This window comes from Streptomyces sp. NPDC040610 (genome assembly GCF_055594065.1).
Window position 1 is genome coordinate 171,800 of the sequence record NZ_JBVIXA010000005.1, and the last position, 19,632, is coordinate 191,431.

The window sequence follows — 19,632 nt, forward strand, 5'->3', positions numbered from 1 at the left end:
GTGCAGGAAGACGTACAGCTCACTGTGGTCAAGGAAGACGTACAGGAGGAAGAACTGTGAACGCTCCCGTGCTCGAAACCGAGGAACACCAGGCGCTGCGCGCGGCCGTCGCGGCGCTCGGCAAGCGCTACGGACGGGACTACATGACCCGTGTCGTACGGGACGAGGGCCACCCCGACGAGCTGTGGGCGGACGCCGCCAAGCTCGGCTACCTGGGGGTGAACCTGCCCGAGGAGTACGGCGGCGGGGGCGGCGGCATCGCCGAACTCTCCATCGTCCTTGAGGAGTTGGGGGCGGCGGGCAGTCCGCTGCTGATGATGGTGGTGTCCCCGGCGATCTGCGGCACCGTGATCGCCCGCTTCGGCACCGAGGCGCAGAAGCAGACGTGGCTGCCGGGGCTCGCCGACGGCAGCCGCACGATGGCGTTCGGCATCACCGAGCCCGACGCGGGCTCCAACTCGCACCGCATCACCACCACCGCCCGCAGGGACGGCGACGGCTGGATCCTGACCGGCCGCAAGGTCTTCATCTCCGGCGTCGACATCGCCGACGCGACCCTCGTCGTGGGCCGCACCGAGGACGCCCGCACCGGCAAGCTGAAGCCCTGCCTGTTCATCGTCCCGCGCGACGCCCCGGGCTTTGCCCGCCACCGCATCGACATGGAACTCCAGGCCCCGGAGAAGCAGTTCGAGCTGGTCCTCGACGAGGTGCGGCTGCCCGCCGACGCACTCGTCGGCGACGAGGACGCCGGGCTGCTCCAGCTCTTCGCCGGGCTCAACCCCGAGCGGATCATGACGGCAGCGTTCTCCCTCGGCATGGCCCGCTTCGCCCTCGCGCAGGCCGTCGCGTACGCCAAGGAACGCAGCGTCTGGAAGTCCCCGATCGGCGCCCACCAGGCCATCGCGCACCCGCTGGCCCAGTCCCACATCGAGATAGAACTGGCCCGCCTGATGATGCAGAAGGCGGCCCGGCTCTACGACGACGGGGACGACCTGGGCGCGGGGGAGGCCGCGAACATGGCGAAGTTCGCTGCGGCCGACGCCTGTGTGAAGGCCGTCGACCAGGCCGTGCACACCCTCGGCGGCAACGGCCTGACCAAGGAGTTCGGGCTCGCCTCGCTGATCGTGGCGTCCCGGGTGGCGCGGATCGCACCGGTGAGCCGGGAGATGATCCTGAACTTCGTGTCCCACCAGAGCCTCGGCCTGCCCAAGTCGTACTAGGGAGTTCTGATGGAAAACCGGACAGGTCCCGTCCTGGTCTCGGCTCCCGACCGGGGCGTCGTCACCCTCACCCTGGACTCGCCCGCCAACCGCAACGCGCTCTCGGCGGCCCTCGTGGGCGCACTGGCGGACGCGCTCGCCGCGGCGGGTGCGGACGACAGCGTGCGCGCGGTGGTGCTCTGCCACACCGGCACCACGTTCTGCGCGGGCGCCGACCTGCGCGAACCGCCGGACCCCGGGGCGTTCGTGGCGCTGCTCCGGCAGATCGTGGAACTGCCCAAGCCCGTCGTCGCGCGGGTGCGCGGGCATGTCCGGGCGGGCGGGCTCGGGCTGCTCGGGGCCTGCGACATCGTGGTGGCGGGCGGCCCGGACGTGTCGTTCGCGCTGACCGAGGTGCACATCGGGGTCGTACCGGCGGTGATCTCCCTGACGCTCCTGCCCCGCCTGGACGCGCGTGCCGCGAGCCGCTACTACCTCACCGGGGAGCGCTTCGGCGGGGCGGAGGCCGCGCGGATCGGCCTGGTCACGGCCTACGCGGGCGCCGACGACGGCCTCGGCGTGGTCCTCGACCCGGTGCTCGAAGGGCTGCGCAAGGCCGCTCCGGGGGCGCTGGCCGACGCGAAGAAACTCGTCACGGCTAGGGTTCTTGACGCATTCGACAAGGAAGCGGACGCCCTCGTCGCCCTCTCCGCCCACCGCTTCGGCTCCGCCGAGGCCAAGGAGGGGATGGAGGCGTTCCTCGAACGACGGGAGCGTTCATGGGCGCTGTGACCGAGGACGACCGCGCGCCCAAGCAGGACCGCAGCCGGGTCACCCGGCAGCGGCTCCTTGAGGCGGCCGTGGCCTGCCTGGCCGAGCACGGCTGGGCGGGCTCCACGGTGTCCGTCGTCGCCGAGCGGGCCGGGGTGTCGCGGGGCGCCGCCCAGCACCACTTCCGCACCCGCGAGGAACTCTTCACCGCGGCCGTCGAGTACGTCGCCGAGGAGCGGTCCGCCGCGTTGCGCGGGCTCTTCCCCGAGGGCGCGGCGGCCGGGGCCGACCGGACCGCGGTCGTCGCCGCCCTCGTCGACCTGTACACCGGGCCGCTGTTCCGGGCCGCCCTCCAGCTGTGGGTCGCCGCCTCCAACGAAGACCAACTCGGGCCCCGAGTCGCCGAGTTGGAGGCCCGCGTCGGCCGGGAGACCCATCGCATCGCCGTGGAGCTGCTCGGCGCCGACGAGAGCGTGCCCGGCGTGCGCGAGACCGTCCAGGGCCTCCTCGACATGGCGCGCGGCCTCGGCCTCGCGAACCTCCTCACGGACGACGGGGGTCGGCGCAAGCGGGTCGTGGTGGAGTGGGGACGCCTGGTGGACGAGGCGCTGCGCTGAGCCTTCCCCAACCCCGCCCCTTCCCGAAACCGGGGCTCCTGCTGTATTTCAGCCCCTCCGGCGTTTGAGGAGCGGGGTCTGGGGCGGAGCCCCAGTTTCGGGAGGGGGTGGGATTGGGGAGCCCCCGGCAGGGCCCCCACCCCACCCACCCCTCAGCCCTTGAGGTCCCCGTACCCGCCGATCTCCTGCGGCCCCCGCGCGGCCGGCCCGACGTAGCGCGCGGACGGCCGCACCAGGCGCCCGGTCCGCTTCTGCTCCAGGATGTGCGCCGACCAGCCCGCGGTACGGGCACAGGTGAACATCGAGGTGAACATGTGCGCGGGCACCTCGGCGAAGTCGAGGACGATGGCCGCCCAGAACTCCACGTTCGTGGCGAGGACGCGGTCCGGGCGCCGGGCGTGCAGCTCGTCCAGGGCTGCCTTCTCCAGCGCCTCGGCGACCTCGAAGCGGGGCGCGCCCAGCTCACGGGCGGTGCGGCGCAGGACACGGGCGCGCGGGTCCTCGGCGCGGTAGACGCGGTGCCCGAAGCCCATCAGGCGCTCGCCCTTGTCGAGGGCGTGCTTGACGTAGGCGACGGCGTCACCGGTGCGCTCGATCTCCTCGATCATGCCGAGGACGCGGGAGGGCGCCCCGCCGTGCAGCGGCCCCGACATGGCGCCGACGGCCCCGGACAGGGCGGCGGCGACATCGGCGCCGGTGGAGGCGATGACGCGGGCGGTGAAGGTGGAGGCGTTCATGCCGTGCTCGGCGGCGGACGTCCAGTACGCGTCGACGGCCTGGACGTGACGCGGATCGGGCTCACCGCGCCAGCGCCGCATGAAGCGCTCCACGACGGTCTCGGCCTTGTCGATCTCGCGCTGCGGGACCATCGGCAGGCCCTGGCCGCGCGCGGACTGGGCGACGTAGGAGAGGGCCATGACGGCGGCGCGGGCCAGGTCGTCGCGGGCCTGGGCCGCGTCGATGTCCAGGAGCGGGCGCAGGCCCCAGACGGGGGCGAGCATGGCGAGCGCGGACTGGACGTCGACGCGGATGTCACCGGAGTGCACGGGGATCGGGAACGGCTCGGCCGGGGGCAGCCCGGGGTCGAAGGCGCCGTCGACGAGCAGGCCCCAGACGTTGCCGAAGGAGACGTTGCCGACCAGGTCCTCGATGTCGACGCCCCGATAGCGCAGGGCACCGCCTTCCTTGTCCGGTTCGGCGATCTCCGTCTCGAACGCGACGACTCCCTCAAGTCCGGGTACGAAGTCGGACATCAGGCGGCTCCTCATGATGTGGGCGACACGGTGTGTACGGCGGTGTGTGTACGACTGGCATGTGTGCGACCCGAGGCCTTGGCCCTGGGGTCGGGGTAACCCGGTGATGCCCCGCGCGGCCGGAGGTCACCCAACCGACACGGCTTCGGAACGATAACCCTTGGTGCCACCCTTGGCGATGGACCGCGGCACCCAGTGCCACACATCACCTTCAGGTGGTCCGTGCGCCCGCCGACTGCCGCTGTGGGGCGAGGTGTTCGTATACGGCAAGATGACCGCGTGACCGACTTCCGTGCCACCGCCCCCGACGCGCCCGGGCCTGCTGCTTCCGGCCTCGGCGGCGCCCTTTCCGACGTGGCCGCCATGCGGGCGCAGTACCGCGCCGACGGCATCGCCGAGGCCGAGTTCCCCGCCGATCCCGTCGAACAGTTCGGGCACTGGTTCGCGGCCGCGGCCGCCGAGGCCGCCGCCGGGGACGGGGTGATCAGGGAGCCGAACGCCATGGTCGTGTCGACCGCCGACGCGCAGGGGCGGCCCAGCTCCCGCACGGTCCTCCTGAAGGGCTACGACGCGCGGGGCTTCGTCTTCTACACCAACTACGAGTCCTGCAAGGCCCGGGACATCGACGCCAACCCGCATGTCTCGCTGCTCTTCCCCTGGCATCCGATGGCCCGGCAGGTGATCGTCGCCGGTACGGCGGAGCGGATCGGGCGGGACGAGACCGTGCGGTACTTCCGGGGGCGGCCGCACGGCTCGCAGCTCGGCGCCTGGGCCAGCGCGCAGTCCTCCGTGATCGCGTCCCGGGACGAACTCGATGCCGCGTACGCGGAGTTGGCGGCGCGCTATCCCGAGGGCGAGCAGGTCCCCGCCCCGCCGAACTGGGGCGGCTACCGCGTCACCCCGCTGACGGTCGAGTTCTGGCAGGGCCGCACGAACCGGCTGCACGACCGCCTCGTCTACGGCCGTGCCACGCCGGAGTCGTCCTGGACCCTGCAGCGCCTCAGCCCCTGACCGGGCGGCGCGGCCTCGCGGGGCGGGCGGCGCCGGGCTCCGGTGGGGCCGGTGGCGGCGGGCTCCGGCGGGGCTAGGACTCCCGGCGGGATCCGGCGGGGGCTAGGACCCCGCCAGGACTCCGTCCAGGAACGGCTCGATCGCCTGGCGCCAGCCCTCCGGCTGGTCGTAGTGGACGAGGTGGCCGGCGTCGGGCACTTCCGCGTACGCCCCGCGGGGCAGGACGCGGACCATCTCCTGGGACTCGGCCCGGCCCAGCTCGCCGTCGAGCCCGCGCACGACGAGCGCGGGGCACTGGACCTGCACCAGCTCCTCCCAGTGCGCGTCGTACACCCAGGTCTCCCGGGACTTCAGCATCTGCGCGGGGTCGAAGACAGGTCGCCAGCCGTCCTCGCCCTCGGCCATGACCTCGGAGAAGAACGCCCCGCGCGAGGGGTTCGGCCGCTCCACCCACGGATCGTCCTCGCCGAACCACTTCCGCACGTCCCCGAGCGTCGCGAACGGCACCGGCCACGACTTGAACCAGTCCTCCCACTCCCGCTGGGAGGCGGCCCCGAGGGCCGACGCGCGCATGTCGCAGATGATCAGGCCCCGGACCAGGTCCGGGCGGCGCGCGGCGAGCTGCCAGGCGGTGAGCGCGCCCATGGAGTGCCCGATGAGCACGGCGGGCGCGAGGCCGAGCTGCTCAAGGGCCGCCTCGGCGTCGTCCACGTACGCCTCGCGGTCGTACGGTCCTTCGGCCGGCTTGTCGCTCTGGCCGTGGCCCCGCTGGTCGAGCGCCACCGCGCGGTGGCGCTCGGAGAGCCAGCGTGCCGTGCCCGCCCAGTGCGAGGCCCGGCCCATCAGGCCGTGCAGTAACAGCACTCCGCCCGGGGGCGAGTCGGCCTCCCTGGATTTGGGAGGGTCGGCGTACTCCCAGGCGGCGAGGCTCACGCCGCCCGCGCCGGTCACGTCGATGCGCCGCACCATGGTCCCAGGCACCCCCCTTGACTCCGCTCGGGTTGTTCACTCACGCACCCCGGCACGCTATCGAACTCTCATTCGGTAGCGGCCGTCTTGCCGCCAACACCCCTCGTTCGGGTGACCATGCTCAAGGATTGACCGCCGCCGCCGAGGGGAGATCTTCAACGGGGGGCGGGCCGCTAGGGGAAGCCGGTCCGAGGGGGGTGACCCTGGGAGCTCGGGGCTCCGGGTCAGCACAGGGGAGGACAGGCTCCGGCGCTCAAGGGCGCCGGGGCCCTCTGTGTGCGCGGCGCGCGAAGCACCGCGCCCCGCGCGCCCCAGTTCACCTGCCGGGCACATCGTCTGTCCCCTCTCCGGCCGCCCCGGTACCGACGCGGTCAAGAGCCCTCAGGTCATATGCCTCACGCGACAGCCTCGCACGCAAACCGCCTCGGCGCTGCGATTCGGCACACTGAATCTTGGACTCCGGCGGGTCTCGGACTCGCCTCAACTGCACCTGTGGTAACGGGAGTTGACGCCAGTGACGGGGCCCGCCGGGGTCCGGAGCCGGGCGCGGTCAGCGCTTGGCGACGAACACGTGCGACGCGACGTCGGCCGCCAGCTCGGCGGCCTCGCCGCTGCTGCCCACGAGTACCCCCCCGGCGGACTCCGTCACACTCACGACCGAGCCGGGCTGCACGCCCGCGCGCCGGAGCGTGTACATCAGCTGGGCGTCCGTCTGGATCGGCTCGCCGATCCGGCGCACCACGACCGTCTTGCCGTCCGTGCCCGGGTCGAGGTCGATCAGGGAGACCATGCCCTCGTCCAGGAACGGGTCGGCGCCGTCCTTCTCGCCCAGCTCCTCCAGGCCCGGGATCGGGTTGCCGTACGGCGACTCGGTGGGGTGGCGCAGCAGCTCAAGGACGCGGCGCTCCACCGCCTCGCTCATCACGTGCTCCCAGCGGCAGGCCTCGGCGTGCACCTGCTCCCACTCCAGGCCGATCACATCGACCAGGAGACATTCGGCGAGGCGGTGCTTGCGCATCACGCGCGTGGCGAGACGGCGGCCCTCCTCGGTCAGCTCCAGGTGCCGGTCGCTGGCGACGGCCACCAGGCCGTCGCGCTCCATGCGTGCCACCGTCTGGCTCACCGTCGGACCGCTCTGGTCGAGCCGCTCGGCGATCCTGGCGCGCATGGGGACGACACCCTCCTCCTCCAGCTCGAGGATGGTGCGCAAATACATCTCAGTGGTGTCAATAAGCCCCGACATGGGTGCCCCTCAGATTTCGCTCGTGCGCTGGCCCTGCCCTCAATTCTGACGCATACCACTGACAACCGGGTTGCGCCGGGAAAAGAGGCGGCCCAGGGCCGTATTGACAGGGCGCTGGTCCAGACCGCACCGTGATCCGCGACACGACGGGACGACGGCGGGACGAAGGGGTTTCGCGGATGAGCGACGGCATGCGTGACGGCGGGACCGGCGGCACCGGTGGCACCGGTGGCGCGGGCGCGCCCGGCGACCACGACCTCGCCGGGCGGTATCTGGACGCCGCCATCGGCCTCCTGCAGCGTGTACGCGACGAGGAGGCGGGCCGCATCACCGCCGCGGGCGAGCTGATCGCCGACGCCGTCGCCGCGGACGGGCGCCTCTTCGCCTTCGGCGCGGGCCACTCCTCGCTCGCCGCCCAGGACGTCGTCTACCGCGCGGGCGGCCTCGCCCTGATGAACCTGCTCTCCGTGCCCGGTGTCGTCGGCGTCGACGTGATGCCCGCGACGCTCGGCTCGGCCCTGGAGCGCGTCGACGGGCTCGCGGGCGCCGTCCTCGACTCCAGCCCGGCCCGGTCCGGCGACGTACTCGTGATCATCTCCCTGTCCGGGCGGAACGCGCTGCCCGTGGAGATGGCCATGAACGGCCGCGCCCTCGGCCTGAAGGTCATCGGCGTGACCTCCGTGGCGTACGCCACGGAGACGAGGTCCCGGCATGTCTCGGGGACCTTCCTCAAGGACCACTGCGATCTCGTCCTCGATTCCAAGATCGCCGTGGGGGACGCGGAGCTTGCCCTCGACTCCGTGGACGCGCCCTTCGGGCCCGCGTCCACGATGGTCGCCAGTGCGCTCATGCAGGCCGTGATGGCCACGGCGGCCGCTGCGCTGGCCGAGCGGGGGATTCAGCCGCCCTTGTTGCGGTCCGCCAATGTCGACGGGGGGCACGACTGGAACGGGCGGGTCTTCTCCGAGTACGGGGATCGGATTTTCTACCGGCACTGAGGGCTCCGCTGGGTGGGGTGTCTTTTGTCTGCGGGGTGGTGGGGGCTTGTCGCGCGGTTCCCCGCGCCCCTGCGGGGCGCGCCCTCCTCGGGGTCTTGCGGGAATCGCACGCTGACCCGGAGGCCGCCCCCTGCCCCGTTCGCCTCCGCCTCCGCCGTGCCCCCGTGTGCCCTCGCTATCGCCGTCACTATCGACAGGCCAAGCCCCGCGCCCTCGCCGCGCGCGTGGGTGCGGGGGCGCAGGCGGTGGAACGGCTCGAAGAGGTGGGTGACCGTGTCGGGCGGGACGGCGGGGCCGGTGTTGGTGACCGTGATCGTGTCGGAGGCCGTGGTCACCTCGGCGTGGCCGCCGGGGACGTTGTGGCGTACGGCGTTCGCGACCAGGTTGTGCACCAGGCGTTCCAGGAGCACGCCGTCGCCGTGGACGGTGAGCGGCTCGGCCCGCACGGTGACCGTGACGTCGTGGCGGGCGGCCTCATCGGCGAGCGCCCGGGCCACACCGTGCGCGGTGACGTCGAGGGCGACGGGCTCGTGCCCGCCCTGCCCGGCGCCCCCGGCCGCCTGCTCTGTCGTGGCGAGCAGCAGCAGGCCCTCGATGAGGTGCTCGCTGTCGTCGGCGACGGAGATGAGCTTCGTACGGATGCGGGCGACGTGCTCGGGCGGCGGGTCCCCGGCGAGCCCGATCTCGGCGGCGGCCCGCTGCACGGCCAGGGGCGTACGCAGCTCGTGCGCCGCGTTGGCCGCGAACCGCTGCTGCGCGCCCACCAGCCGCTCGATGCGGTCGAGCATCGCGTCGAAGGTGTCGGCGAGCTGCTTCAGCTCGCCCGGGGGCGCGTCGAGGGCGATGCGTTCGTGCAGGTTGGAGCCGGAAAGGCGGCGCGCGCTCTCGGTGATCACGGCGACGGGCCTGAGCACCCGCCCCGCCATCCACCAGGCCAGGGCGATGGACAGGACGGTGTACGCGGCCAGGACGATCACGGACACCGAGAGCAGCCTGCCGAGCGCGGCCTCCCCGGCGGCGTCGCTCACCCGCGTCACGGCCTGCGCCGGGACCGTGTCGGCGGGGAGCAGGGGCCGTGCGGGCACGGCCACGCCCGCCGTCGGCTGGATCGCCCACGGCGGGCCGAAGTAGTCCCGGTCCATCCGGGTCCCGGGCACGGCCGTGGTGACCGCCGTGCTGATCGACGAGTACAGGCCCTGCCGCACGAGGACGTACACCACACCCGTGAGCAGCGCCCCGGCCAGGACGAGCAGGACGCCGTAGAGCACGGTCAGCCGGACCCGCTCGCCGCGCATGCCGAGGCCGCGGGGCGCTCCGGGCCGACGGGGGGCGCCCCGCGCACGGAGGGCGCCGAACACGCGGAGGCGGTGGCCGCCGGGCAGGCGGGGCACGGCGGACGCGCCCGGGGCGGCGGGCCTCACAGGGCCACTCCCGAGATCCGGTAGCCCGCCCCCGGCACCGTCTCCACCACCCCCGGCTCCCCGAGCTTCGCGCGGAGCTTGGAGAGGGTGACGCGGACGGCGTTGGTGCGGTAGCTGGTGTCCTCCTCCCAGACCTGTTCGATCAGGTCCTCGCCGCTGACCACGGCGCCGTCGGCGCGAAGGAGCGCCTCCAGGACGGCGAACTCCTTGCGGGACAGCGACAGGTGGCGGCCGTCGCGGCTGGCCTGGCGGCGCGCGGTGTCCAGGACGACGCCCGCCCGCTCGATGACCGGCGGCAGCGCGGGCCGGGCGCGCCGCCCGAGGGCGAGGACCCGGGCGAGCAGCTCGTCGTACGCGAACGGCTTGGTCAGGTAGTCGTCGGCGCCGAGCCCGAGGCCCGCGACCCGGTCGCGCACCGTGCCCGCCGCCGTGAGCATCAGGACGCGGGTGAGCAGGCGCTGGCGCACGACACGGCGGCACACCTCGTCGCCGTGCACGCCGGGCAGGTCCCGGTCGAGGACGAGGACGTCGTACTCGCCGAGCTGGAGCTTGCGCAGCGCGGTCAGGCCGTCCGCCGCCACGTCGACCGCGAGCGCGTCGCGGCGCAGCCCGACGGCGATCATCTCGGCCAGGAATTCCTCGTCCTCCACCAGCAGTACGCGCATGCCGCCCTGTGTACCCGAGGGCCACCTTTCGCCGGTGTAAAGGTTTGCCGTGAGAGAGACGAAACCCCGCTTCCCCCGAACCTGGGCCGGGACACCACCGGACACCACCGGACACCAGGGGAAGCCATGACCTCACGTACGCGCACCACGTCACGTACCCGTACGCACCCGCGCTCCGCCGCCCTCGCCGCCGCGGCCGCCGCCCTCGCGCTCTTCGCGACCGCTTGCTCCGGCGGTGACGACGGGGGCGAGGGCAAGAAGGACACCGGCGGCAAGGAGAACGCCGCCGACAAGGCCTTCAAGGAGCGCGAGTGCCTGCGCAAGCACGGCCTGAAGGTCCCCGAGCCGAAGTCGGGCGAGGACGGCAACGGCATCACGATCGGCGGGGACCTCAGCAAGGAGAAGATGCAGAAGGCCCTCAAGGAGTGCACGGGCAAAGGCCCGGGCTCGGCGGGCGGCGGCGTCTCGCAGGCCGACAAGGACAAGATGGTCAAGTACGCGCAGTGCATGCGCAAGAACGGCTTCAACATGCCGGACCCGGAGTTCAAGGACGGCATGGCGCGCGCGTTGCCCGCTCCGAAGGGCGCCGAGATGAAGAAGATGGAGAAGGCCGCCAAGGCGTGCAAGGGCATCGTCGGATGAGGCGGCGCACGGCAGTCGTCTCGACGGTCGTCGCGCTGCTCGCGGTCACCGGCGCCGGGGTCGCGGTCACCGGAATCGGTGGCTCCGGCGATGGCGGCGGATCGACGCGGAGCGCGGACCTGCCGCCCGCCACCGCGGCCGTCGAGCGCGGCGACCTCAGCAGCGGCACCCAGGTCGACGGCACCCTCGGCTACGCCAAGGAACGCAAGGTCAACGCGGGCGGCGCGGGCATCCTCACCCGCACCCCGGGCACGGGCGACACCATCCGGCGCGACGGCCGTCTGTACGAGGTCAACGGCGTGCCCGTCCGCCTGATGTACGGCACCGTGCCCATGTACCGCACCCTCAAGCCCGGCTCCGAGGGCGAGGACGTACGGCAGCTGGAACTGAACCTCCAGGCGCTCGGGTACGCGGCCGGGCTCGCCGTCGACGACGAGTACACGGCGGGGACGGCAGCCGCGGTGAAGCGCTGGCAGAAGGCGCACGAGCGGCGGCAGACCGGGCGGGTCGAGCCCGGCGACATCGCCTTCTCGCCGTCCGCGGTGCGCGTGAAGTCCGTGGCCGCGGCGGTCGGCGACCAGGTGGCGCCCGGCCGGCCGGTGCTCACGACGACCGCGTCCGAGCGGGTCGTGCGGTTCCGGCTCGACGTGTCCGACGGGAAGCTGGCGAAGGTCGGCACGAAGGTCGAGGTGTCGCTTCCGGACGGCTCGACGGCGTCCGGCCGCGTCGCCGCCGTCGGCCGGACCGCGAAGCCCGGCGACGATCCGTCCGACAAGACCCCGAAGATCCCGGTGACGGTGTCCTTCAGCGACCCCTCGGACGTCCGCGGCTTCGACCAGTCCCCGGTCACCGTGAACCTCACCGGCGAGACCCGCGAGGGCGTCCTCTCCGTCCCCGTCAACGCCCTCCTCGCCCTGCCCGGCGGCGGCTACGGCGTCCAGGTCGTGGCCGGGGACAAGGCCCGCCAAGTCCGCGTGAAGCTCGGCATGTTCGGCTCCGGCCGGGTCGAGGTGAGCGGCGGGGGGCTGCGGGCGGGGATGAAGGTCGGGGTGCCGAAGATATGAGCGCGCGGCGTGCGGAGAGCACGCACGAGAAGTACGCAGAGTACGAGGAGTCCGCGAAGTACGCAGAGCCCGCGAAGTTCGCAGAGTACGGGGAGGGGGCACCCGGGGACGGCGGCCGCCCCGCTCCCCGGCCGGTCGTCCGCCTCACCGGAGTCACCAAGGAGTACCCGGGCGGTGTCGCCGCCCTGCGCGGAGTCGACCTCGACGTCAAGGAGGGCGAACTCCTCGCCATCGTCGGCCCGTCGGGCTCGGGCAAGTCGACGCTGCTGCACATCGTCGGCACGCTGGACCGGCCGACGGCGGGGACGGTGGAGATCGCCGGGCACGACGTGGCGTCCCTGTCGGACCGCAGCCTGTCCGCGCTGCGCGCCCGCCGCATCGGCTTCGTCTTCCAGGCCTTCCACCTCGTCCCCGGCGTCAGCGCCCGCGACAACGTGGCCGAGGGCCTGCTCTACTCCGGCCTGCCGCGCGCCGTGCGCAGGGCCCGCGCCGCCGAGGCCCTGGACCGCGTCGGCCTCGCCGACCGGATGCGGCACCGGCCGCACGAGCTGTCCGGCGGCCAGAAGCAGCGCGTCGCCATCGCCCGCGCGGTCGTCGGCGAACCGGACCTGCTGCTCGCCGACGAACCCACCGGAGCGCTCGACTCCGCCTCCGGCGAGGCGGTCATCGAACTCCTCCACGGTCTCAACTCCGAGGGCGCGACGATCGCCGTCATCACCCACGACGGGCAGATCGCCGACCGGCTGCCCCGGCAGGTGCGGATCCGCGACGGCCGGGTGGTGCACGACGGCGTCCGCGCGGTCCAGGACGTACCAGCACAGGGAGCCGTGGCGCGATGACCGCTGACCGTACGCAGCCAAGGCGGCTGCGCGCCGCCCGGCTGAGCCCCCGCGACATCGCCCACGTCGGCGCGTCCGGGCTGCGCAGCCGCCCGATGCGCGTGGTCCTGTCCGCGCTCGGCATCGCGATCGGCATCGCCACGATGGTCGCGGTGGTGGGCGTCTCGGCCTCCAGCAAGGCCCAACTCCTCGAAAAACTCGACAAGCTGGGTACGAACATGCTGGTGGCCGCGCCCGGGGACGCGCTGTTCTCCGGCGAGGAGCCGAAGCTGCCGAAGGACGCGGTGGGGCGGGTGTCCCGGATCGAGGGCGTCGAGGACGTCGGGGCCACCGGCGACATCGACCGCACGGTGCGGCGCAGCGAGAAGATCCCCGAGGGCGAGACCGGCGGCATCGCCGTCAAGGCGGCCACGGAGGACCTCCTGAAGGTCCTGCGCGGCCGGACGGCGAGCGGCACCTGGCTGAACGCGGCCAACGCCCGCTATCCCTCGATCGTCCTCGGCCATGTCGCCGCCCGGCGCCTCGGCATCACCTCGCCGGGGCAGCAAGTGTGGGTGGACGACCGGTACTTCACGGTCATCGGCATCCTCGCGCCGCTGCCGCTCGCGCCCGACGTCGAGCGCTCGGCGCTCACCGGGTGGGCCGCGGCGAAGTCGCTGCTCGGCTTCGACGGGCATCCGACGTCGCTGTACGAGCGGTCGGCGGACGACGCCGTGCACGACGTGCGGGCGCTGCTCGCCGCGTCGATCTCGCCCGAGAGTCCGCGCGACGTGAAGGTCACCGATCCGTCGGCGGCGCTCCAGGCCAAGGCCGACACGGAGGGGGCGTTCTCCACGCTGCTCCTCGGCCTCGGCGGCATCGCCCTGCTCGTGGGGGGCGTCGGCGTGGCCAACACCATGATCATCTCGGTCCTCGAGCGGCGCTACGAGATCGGCCTGCGCCGCTCCCTCGGCGCCACCCGCGGCCAGATCCGCGTCCAGTTCGTCACCGAGTCCCTGATGCTGTCCGGCCTCGGCGGCCTCGCGGGCGTCGCGCTCGGCGCGGCGGCGACGGCCGCGTACGCGGCGTCCGGGGGGCTGCCCTGGGTGGTCCCCCTGTGGTCGGTGTCGGCAGGCTTCGGCGCGACCCTGGCCATCGGCACGGTGGCGGGCCTGTACCCCGCGGTACGGGCGGCACGCCTGTCCCCGACACTGGCGCTGCACGCGGCGTAGGCGTGGCCTTGCGGGGGGCTCCCCAATCCCACCCCTTTCCCGAAACCATGGGCTCCGCCCCTGGACCCCGGGGGTGGGTGTCCCGTCCGGCTGGGCCGGGCCCCCGCCGGATCGGCGCTCCGCGCCTCGTCCTCAGACGCCGGACAGGCTAAGACTCCGCGGGCGGGCCGAAACGCAGTCGCACATGCCCACCCGCCCCGGCAACTTTCCAGCCCGTCATGGGGGCGCCCCCTGCTCCTTAAGAGCTTGGGGGAGTTTGAGGACGAGGCACGGAGCGCCGACAAGCGGGGGTCCGGGGGCGCAGCCCCCGGTTTCGGAGAAGGGGCGGGACTGGGGCGCCCCCGCGAGGACCTACCCCCGCACCCCCGCCAGATCCAGCGCAGCCGCAACCCTCGCGGCCACACTCTCCGCATACGCGGCATCGGCCCGCTCGAACTGGGCCCGGGCCGCCCCCCGGAGAAAGGTGACCACCCCCAGGGTCCGCCCCCGGCTGCGGAGCACGGCGCACAGCGCGTGGACGGACGACTCGGGCCACTGCCGGGCGAGGGCCCACTCCCGGGCCCGCCCGGCATCGGCGGTGGCCGCGGTGGCCCGCACCGACCCGACCCGCTCGACGCACTGCGACGCGGGGTGCCCCTCCAGATACCGCAGAGGCAACCGCGCCTTGCCCGCGGGCTGACAGGGCCCGGGCGCCCCGGCCGGCGTGACGGCGGCCCGGACGAGCCGCAGCTGGGGCTCCTCGGCCTCGACCACGTCGACGAGGGCGTGGTCGGCGAACCCGGCGAGGGCGAAGTCGAGCTGGACGGTGGCCGCCTCCATGGGGTCCTCGCACTCGGCGGCGGCCCGCGCCGCCCGGTGCAACTGCTGCGACCGGAAGCGCAGCTGGGCCGCCTCGGCCTCCGTCTGCTTGGCCTCGGTGACGTCGAGGAACAGCCAGCCGACGCCCAGCGGCACGGGCTCCTCGGCGAGCGGCGACCCGAGCCGCAGGAACCCGCTGCGCCAGCAGCGCCGCTCCGGCTCGCCGCCGTCCCCCCGGACGGCGAGCCACATCTCCGCCGGGGCGGGCGGCGCGCCTTCCGCGAGCACATGCGTGAGGGCGCTCTCCAACTCCTCGACGCCCTGGGAGAGGACCTCGCCCAGCGGCCGCCCGAGGAGCGCCGTGCGCCCCATGCCGAGGGCACGCGCGGCGTGGGCGTTCACCACGGCGGGCCGCAGATCGGCGTCGACGAGCACCACGCCCCACGAGGCGTTCTCGAACAGCGCCTCGCTCAGGGCGATGGACCGCTCCAGGTCGATCTGGGTGTGCACCTCGCTGAAGGCGCAGTACACCCCGCTCGGCTTGCCGTCGCCGCCGCGCACGGACGAGGTCTGGGTCCGCACGAGCACCCGCCCGCCGTCCTTGGTCAGGAGCGCGAACTCGTCGACCTGCCGCCCCGGCGCGTGCATGGCGGAGAGCAGCCGCCCCTCGACGTCCTCGGCGTCGGCGCTGCGCACCGCCCAGCCGGCGAACCCGCGCCGCCCGACGGCCTCCGCGGCCGACCAGCCGAGGATCCGCTCCGCCTCGCGGTTCCAGTGCGTCACGACCCCGTCGGCGTCGAACGCGCACAACGCGGCGTCCATCCCGTCGAGCAGCGCCGCGAGCAGTTCGGCGCCGCCGGGCTCGGGCTCCTCGGGGCCCAGTTCGTCGGTGGTTCCGCTCTGTCGGGAAGCACTCACCCGGACCCCCCTGCAGGCTGTGTCCTCATCGTCCTCGTCGCCAGATCATTCAACTTGAACGTGACACAGCCCACAGTAAGTTCCCGGAAGTTGAGGCAAATCGTTGCCGTACCAAGGTCTCAGAAAAACAGTTGAACGGCTCGGGCGGGCTTCCTAGGGTGGGTGTCACTTCGGAGAGGAGGTGGTTCGGCAGATGTATGAATACCGGACGGAAGAGGTGGCTGCGGGCTAGCGGCCCGCCACCACACTGAGTGCGGTGCCGGACCAGCGTGCGATACGAGCACGCAGCCGGCCGTAATTCCAAGCAGTCACCCGACCCGCGAGCCGCCGGTACGTCCGGCCGGCTTCCCCGGCCTCACGGCAGGGGAACCACGGCTCGCGGGTCGCTCCGTGTCCGGGACGGGACCAGCACCTACGTCCCCCGGAACCCCGGGGTCGCCCGCCTCACCCCTTGCTCACCGCCGCCAGGATCTCCGGCAGCCGCCGCGCCACCCGCGGCGCCGCGATCCGCAGGCCCGCCGCCGTGAGGGCGGCCCCGTAGGCCGCGCCGAGGGGCAGCAGGACCCAGCTCCAGGAGCCGTGGTCGGCGCTGTGCAGCCAGATGGTGAAGGCGAGGACGGGCGCGCAGAGGACGGCGGCGGCGATCATCCCGCCGAAGATGGAGATCCAGGCGAGGCCCGCCTGGCCGGGGGCGACGTTCTTGTAGCCCTGCTGCGGGATGGAGTAGGGGAAGCGGGCCGACGACCAGGCGCCGGTGGTCAGCATGGCGCCGAGGAGCGCGAAGGACAGACCGAGCGCCTCCGGCAGGGCGCGCCACTCGCCGAGGAGCACCGCCGTCAGGACGGTGACGAGGGTCGCGTACGGCAGCGTGATCACGAGCAGGGCGAGCGCGCGGGCCCGCAGCTCCTCGTACGCGTCCCGGGTCGAGGAGATCGTCATCGCGACCATCCAGAACGCGGACGTGTCCTGCCCGAACTGGTTGTACATCAGGATGCCGAGCATCCCGGAGGAGAAGCACGCGAGGTAGAGGGAGCCGGTGCCCTGGAGGGCGTTGAAGAGGGGCACGATCAGGCCGATGGCCAGGTACGTCACCCAGGCCGCCTTGGTCTTGGGGTCGCGCCAGACATAGCGCAGGGTGCGCTCCATGACGGGCCCGGTGCGGCCCGCCGGGAGCAGGGCGAAGAAGCCGCCGCCGCGGCCCTTGCGGGACGGCTCCGCCGCGGCGAGCGTGGAGCCGTCGGGCGAGGTCATCAGGCGGGTGAGGCTGCGCTGCCAGAGGTGCAGGAGCAGGACGAGGGCGGCGCCGGACAGGGCGAGTTGGGCGGCCGCCGTGGCGTACCGCGCCTCGCCGGTGGCCTGCACCGCCGAGAGCGCCGACGACGGCGGGATCCAGCCGAGCACGTCCGCCGCCGGATCCAGCTCGCCGAGGCCCGCGTCCGACGAACCGAGCCGCTGCGCCCCGAAGTTGACGACCTGTGCGCCGACGGCGATGACGAGTCCGCTGAGGACGGCGAGGTCGCGGCCCTTGCGGCTGGTCAGCAGGCGGATGTTGGCGGCGGCGACGGCCCGCGCGAGCGCCACGCAGACGAGCAGCGTCAGCGGTACGGCGACGACGCCCACGGCGACCGCCGCCCCGCCGTCCGCCACCGCGACGACCGCGCCGAGCGCCAGACAGAGCGTGAACAGCGGCCCGATGCCGACGAGCGAGGCGACCAGGAGGGCGCGTACGAGGGGCTGCGGGCGCAGCGGCAGCATCACCAGACGGGTGGGGTCCAGGGTCTCGTCGCCGCTGGGGAAGAACAGCGGCATCACGGCCCAGCCGAGCGCCAGGACCGCGACGAGGACGATCGACACGGTGGCGGCGTGTTCGTTGCCGCGCAGCAGGATCAGGCCGAGGAGCTGGAGCGCGGCGAACAGGAGCGTGACGACGGCGGACGCCACGTACGCGGCGCGGCGTCCCGAGGACTGGCGCAGGCCGTTGCGCAGCAGGGACAGCTTCAGGCGTACGAAGACGGGGGTCAGGCCGGTGCTGGGGGCCGCGGCGGTGGCCGTCATCGGGCGCCGCCGCCCAGCCAGTCGAGGTCCGAGCCCGCGTCGCGGCCGTTCGCGCCGACGAGTTCGAGGAACGCCTCCTGGAGCGTCGCCGCGTCGCCGCGGACCTCGGCGAGGGGGCCCTGGGCGCGGATGCGGCCCGCCGCGATCACGGCGACCCAGTCGCACAGGGACTCCACCAGCTCCATCACATGGCTGGAGAAGACCACCGTCGCCCCGGATGCGGTGTAGCGCTCCAGGACGCCGCGGATGGTCTGCGCGGAGACCGGGTCGACGCCCTCGAACGGCTCGTCGAGGAACAGCACTTCCGGGTTGTGCAGCAGGGCCGCCGCCAGGCCGATCTTCTTGCGCATGCCGGTGGAGTAGTCGACGACCAGCTTGTGCTGCGCGCCCGCGAGGTCAAGGACGTCCAGGAGCTGGGTGGCCCGCTTGTCGACCTCCTCGCCGGGCAGGCCCCGCAGCCTTCCCGTGTACGCGAGGAGTTCGCGGCCGGACAGGCGCTCGAACAGGCGCAGGCCCTCGGGGAGCACGCCGATGCGGGCCTTGACCTCGGCGGGGTCCCGCCAGACGTCGTGGCCGACGACCTCGACCGTGCCCTGGTCGGGGCGGAGGAGGCCGGTGACCATGGAGAGGGTGGTGGTCTTGCCCGCGCCGTTCGGGCCGACGAGGCCGATGAACTTGCCCGCGGGGAGGGTGAGGTCGATGCCGGCCACGGCCAGTTGCTGACCGAAGGCCTTCCACAGGTTGTGCACGCGCACCGCTGCCGCGGGGGATTCCGTCGGGTCGGCCACCGTTGCCCCTTGTCCTTGCCGTCGTCCTGTCTGCGCACGATACGTCGGACGGATGGCTGTCGGACTGACGGTGGCCGTTGAACGTGAAGCCCCGGAGGGGCTACTTCCTGCGGGCCTCCCTGCCGCAGGCGTAGGACAAGGGGGAGATGACTTCCTCGGCGTCGGGGAGCCAGCGGTTGGCGGGGGTGGGGCGGTTGGCCCACTGGACGGCGCCGGAGGCACCGAAGCGGGTGGGGGGCGCGGCCACGTAGCCGCCTTCACCGAGGGTGACGAGGTCGAGGGCGGCGGGCGGCCAGCCGAGCTTGCGGACCAGGTCCGGGACCTTCGCCGCGGCGCCGGGCAGGACGAGGAACTGCATGCGCCGGTCGGGCGTGCACGTCACGGGGCCGAGCGTCAGCTCCATCCGCTCCATCCGGGCGAGGGCGAGGAAACCGGCGGTCTCGGGCACGTCGATCGCGTCGAACGTGCGGCCGGTGGGCAGCAGGATCGAGGCGTTCGGCTGCTTGGCCCACATCCGCCGGGCGACCGTCGCACTGCCCGTGGCCTGCGTGGGCCAGTCGTCGCGCACGGGGTGGGCGCCGGGCGCGGGGCAGGCGACCTCGCCGCACGAGCAGCGCCACGTGCCCTCGACGGACTCGAGCCAGGCGCCGGGGAAGACATCCCAGTGGCGTTCCTCCGCGTACCGAACGGCCGTGTCCTGCAGGGCCTCTCCGCGCTGCTTCGGGATCTGCGCGGCTGACGTGACTCCGATGGTCTCTTCCACGAACCTCTCAACTGCGCGCGTCATGTCGGGTTACGGGGTGTCATGTGCGCGGGGGAGGAGCATCGATCCTGCGGCGGGGCGCATGGGTGCACGGGTGGGGGCGCGCATGGGCAAGGGGGGCCGGGCGCGGGTAGCCACGTCTGGGGCAGTCGGAGTTCGACCGAGTTCATCCTTGCTACATCGGGGTCATCGGGCAGCCATGTTCACCCGGCTCGCTGACGTGTGCGGCACTCTGCCGTGTCGAAGTGCGAAACATCAAGTTTCGGCAGGTTGCTGTTCATTTGTGGTGTATGTGGTGCATCTTCCGGTTGTTCCCAGGGCATTGATCATCTGGGCGATGCGGGCAAACCGGCCCGGACCGTTCCTCATTCGACATCCACATCCGAAGTTCCAGATGGTCCACGGTG

18 protein-coding genes are annotated in these 19,632 nt (G+C 73.1%); 9 read left to right on the forward strand and 9 right to left on the reverse strand.

Annotation, left to right across the window (positions count from 1 at the left end; translation table 11 throughout):
• Positions 1-56 precede the first annotated feature (56 nt).
• The 3 genes from ACZ6AA_RS19535 to ACZ6AA_RS19545 are packed head-to-tail and all read left to right on the forward strand — an operon-like array spanning position 57 to position 2,587.
• Positions 57-1,220, forward strand: coding sequence for an acyl-CoA dehydrogenase family protein (locus ACZ6AA_RS19535; protein ID WP_471459114.1), 1,164 nt, complete (start codon positions 57-59; stop codon positions 1,218-1,220).
• A 9-nt stretch (positions 1,221-1,229) separates the two neighbouring features.
• Positions 1,230-1,991, forward strand: coding sequence for an enoyl-CoA hydratase family protein (locus ACZ6AA_RS19540; protein ID WP_471459116.1), 762 nt, complete (start codon positions 1,230-1,232; stop codon positions 1,989-1,991).
• Positions 1,979-2,587 carry a TetR/AcrR family transcriptional regulator gene (locus ACZ6AA_RS19545; protein ID WP_468457253.1) on the forward strand — a complete coding sequence of 203 codons (609 nt, stop codon included), beginning with the start codon at positions 1,979-1,981 and terminating at the stop codon, positions 2,585-2,587. Before ACZ6AA_RS19540 ends, ACZ6AA_RS19545 begins: the two co-directional genes overlap by 13 nt.
• A 152-nt stretch (positions 2,588-2,739) precedes the next feature.
• Here ACZ6AA_RS19545 and ACZ6AA_RS19550 read toward each other — a convergent pair whose 3' ends face one another.
• Positions 2,740-3,840: a citrate synthase 2 gene (locus ACZ6AA_RS19550; protein ID WP_468457251.1), complete on the reverse strand. Its 1,101-nt coding sequence runs from the start codon at positions 3,838-3,840 to the stop codon at positions 2,740-2,742.
• A gap of 363 nt (positions 3,841-4,203) precedes the next feature.
• On the opposite strand from ACZ6AA_RS19550, the gene pdxH reads away from it, so the two are divergent.
• Positions 4,204-4,851, forward strand: coding sequence for a pyridoxamine 5'-phosphate oxidase (gene pdxH / locus ACZ6AA_RS19555; protein ID WP_471459442.1), 648 nt, complete (start codon positions 4,204-4,206; stop codon positions 4,849-4,851).
• Between the two features lie 102 nt (positions 4,852-4,953).
• On the opposite strand, the gene ACZ6AA_RS19560 is transcribed toward pdxH, so the two are convergent.
• Positions 4,954-5,820, reverse strand: coding sequence for an alpha/beta fold hydrolase (locus tag ACZ6AA_RS19560; protein WP_468457536.1), 867 nt, complete (start codon positions 5,818-5,820; stop codon positions 4,954-4,956).
• 550 nt (positions 5,821-6,370) lie between these two features.
• Positions 6,371-7,063, reverse strand: coding sequence for a metal-dependent transcriptional regulator (locus tag ACZ6AA_RS19565; RefSeq protein WP_030361523.1), 693 nt, complete (start codon positions 7,061-7,063; stop codon positions 6,371-6,373).
• A gap of 191 nt (positions 7,064-7,254) precedes the next feature.
• Here ACZ6AA_RS19565 and ACZ6AA_RS19570 point away from each other — a divergent pair, with 191 nt between their 5' ends.
• Entirely contained in the window at positions 7,255-8,061 is an 807-nt protein-coding gene (locus ACZ6AA_RS19570; protein ID WP_468457534.1) for an SIS domain-containing protein, read from the forward strand.
• Here ACZ6AA_RS19570 and ACZ6AA_RS19575 read toward each other — a convergent pair.
• Both ACZ6AA_RS19575 and ACZ6AA_RS19580 read right to left on the reverse strand, forming a co-directional pair.
• Positions 8,049-9,356, reverse strand: coding sequence for a sensor histidine kinase (locus ACZ6AA_RS19575; protein ID WP_468457532.1), 1,308 nt, complete (start codon positions 9,354-9,356; stop codon positions 8,049-8,051). The two genes, ACZ6AA_RS19570 and ACZ6AA_RS19575, sit on opposite strands and share 13 nt — an antisense overlap.
• A gap of 122 nt (positions 9,357-9,478) precedes the next feature.
• Positions 9,479-10,147, reverse strand: coding sequence for a response regulator transcription factor (locus ACZ6AA_RS19580; protein WP_468457249.1), 669 nt, complete (start codon positions 10,145-10,147; stop codon positions 9,479-9,481).
• Positions 10,148-10,273: 126 nt separating this feature from the next.
• On the opposite strand from ACZ6AA_RS19580, the gene ACZ6AA_RS19585 reads away from it, so the two are divergent.
• Genes ACZ6AA_RS19585 through ACZ6AA_RS19600 form a run of 4 tightly spaced genes read left to right on the forward strand, consistent with a single transcriptional unit; the run spans position 10,274 to position 13,903 of the window.
• Positions 10,274-10,789, forward strand: a complete 516-nt coding sequence (locus ACZ6AA_RS19585) for a hypothetical protein (protein WP_468481301.1) — start codon at positions 10,274-10,276, stop codon at positions 10,787-10,789.
• Positions 10,786-11,853: a peptidoglycan-binding protein gene (locus tag ACZ6AA_RS19590; protein ID WP_471459120.1), complete on the forward strand. Its 1,068-nt coding sequence runs from the start codon at positions 10,786-10,788 to the stop codon at positions 11,851-11,853. The genes ACZ6AA_RS19585 and ACZ6AA_RS19590 overlap by 4 nt, the downstream gene beginning before the upstream one ends.
• A complete protein-coding gene (locus ACZ6AA_RS19595) occupies positions 11,850-12,692 on the forward strand; it encodes an ABC transporter ATP-binding protein (RefSeq protein WP_471459122.1) in 843 nt (280 codons plus the stop codon). The genes ACZ6AA_RS19590 and ACZ6AA_RS19595 overlap by 4 nt, the downstream gene beginning before the upstream one ends.
• Complete coding sequence (locus ACZ6AA_RS19600) at positions 12,689-13,903, forward strand: ABC transporter permease (protein WP_468481303.1); 1,215 nt, start codon at positions 12,689-12,691, stop codon at positions 13,901-13,903. The genes ACZ6AA_RS19595 and ACZ6AA_RS19600 overlap by 4 nt, the downstream gene beginning before the upstream one ends.
• A 351-nt stretch (positions 13,904-14,254) precedes the next feature.
• Here the strand turns inward: ACZ6AA_RS19600 and ACZ6AA_RS19605 are convergent, their stop codons facing one another.
• From ACZ6AA_RS19605 to ACZ6AA_RS19620, 4 genes are all read right to left on the reverse strand, one after another.
• Entirely contained in the window at positions 14,255-15,619 is a 1,365-nt protein-coding gene (locus ACZ6AA_RS19605) for a PAS domain-containing protein (RefSeq protein WP_468457240.1), read from the reverse strand.
• A gap of 444 nt (positions 15,620-16,063) precedes the next feature.
• Positions 16,064-17,674 carry a transporter gene (locus ACZ6AA_RS19610; protein WP_471459125.1) on the reverse strand — a complete coding sequence of 537 codons (1,611 nt, stop codon included), beginning with the start codon at positions 17,672-17,674 and terminating at the stop codon, positions 16,064-16,066.
• On the reverse strand, positions 17,671-18,462 hold the full coding sequence (locus ACZ6AA_RS19615; protein WP_468457236.1) for an ABC transporter ATP-binding protein: 792 nt from the start codon (positions 18,460-18,462) through the stop codon (positions 17,671-17,673). Before ACZ6AA_RS19615 ends, ACZ6AA_RS19610 begins: the two co-directional genes overlap by 4 nt.
• A 100-nt stretch (positions 18,463-18,562) precedes the next feature.
• Complete coding sequence (locus ACZ6AA_RS19620) at positions 18,563-19,249, reverse strand: bifunctional DNA primase/polymerase (RefSeq protein ID WP_468457235.1); 687 nt, start codon at positions 19,247-19,249, stop codon at positions 18,563-18,565.
• Positions 19,250-19,632 lie beyond the last annotated feature (383 nt).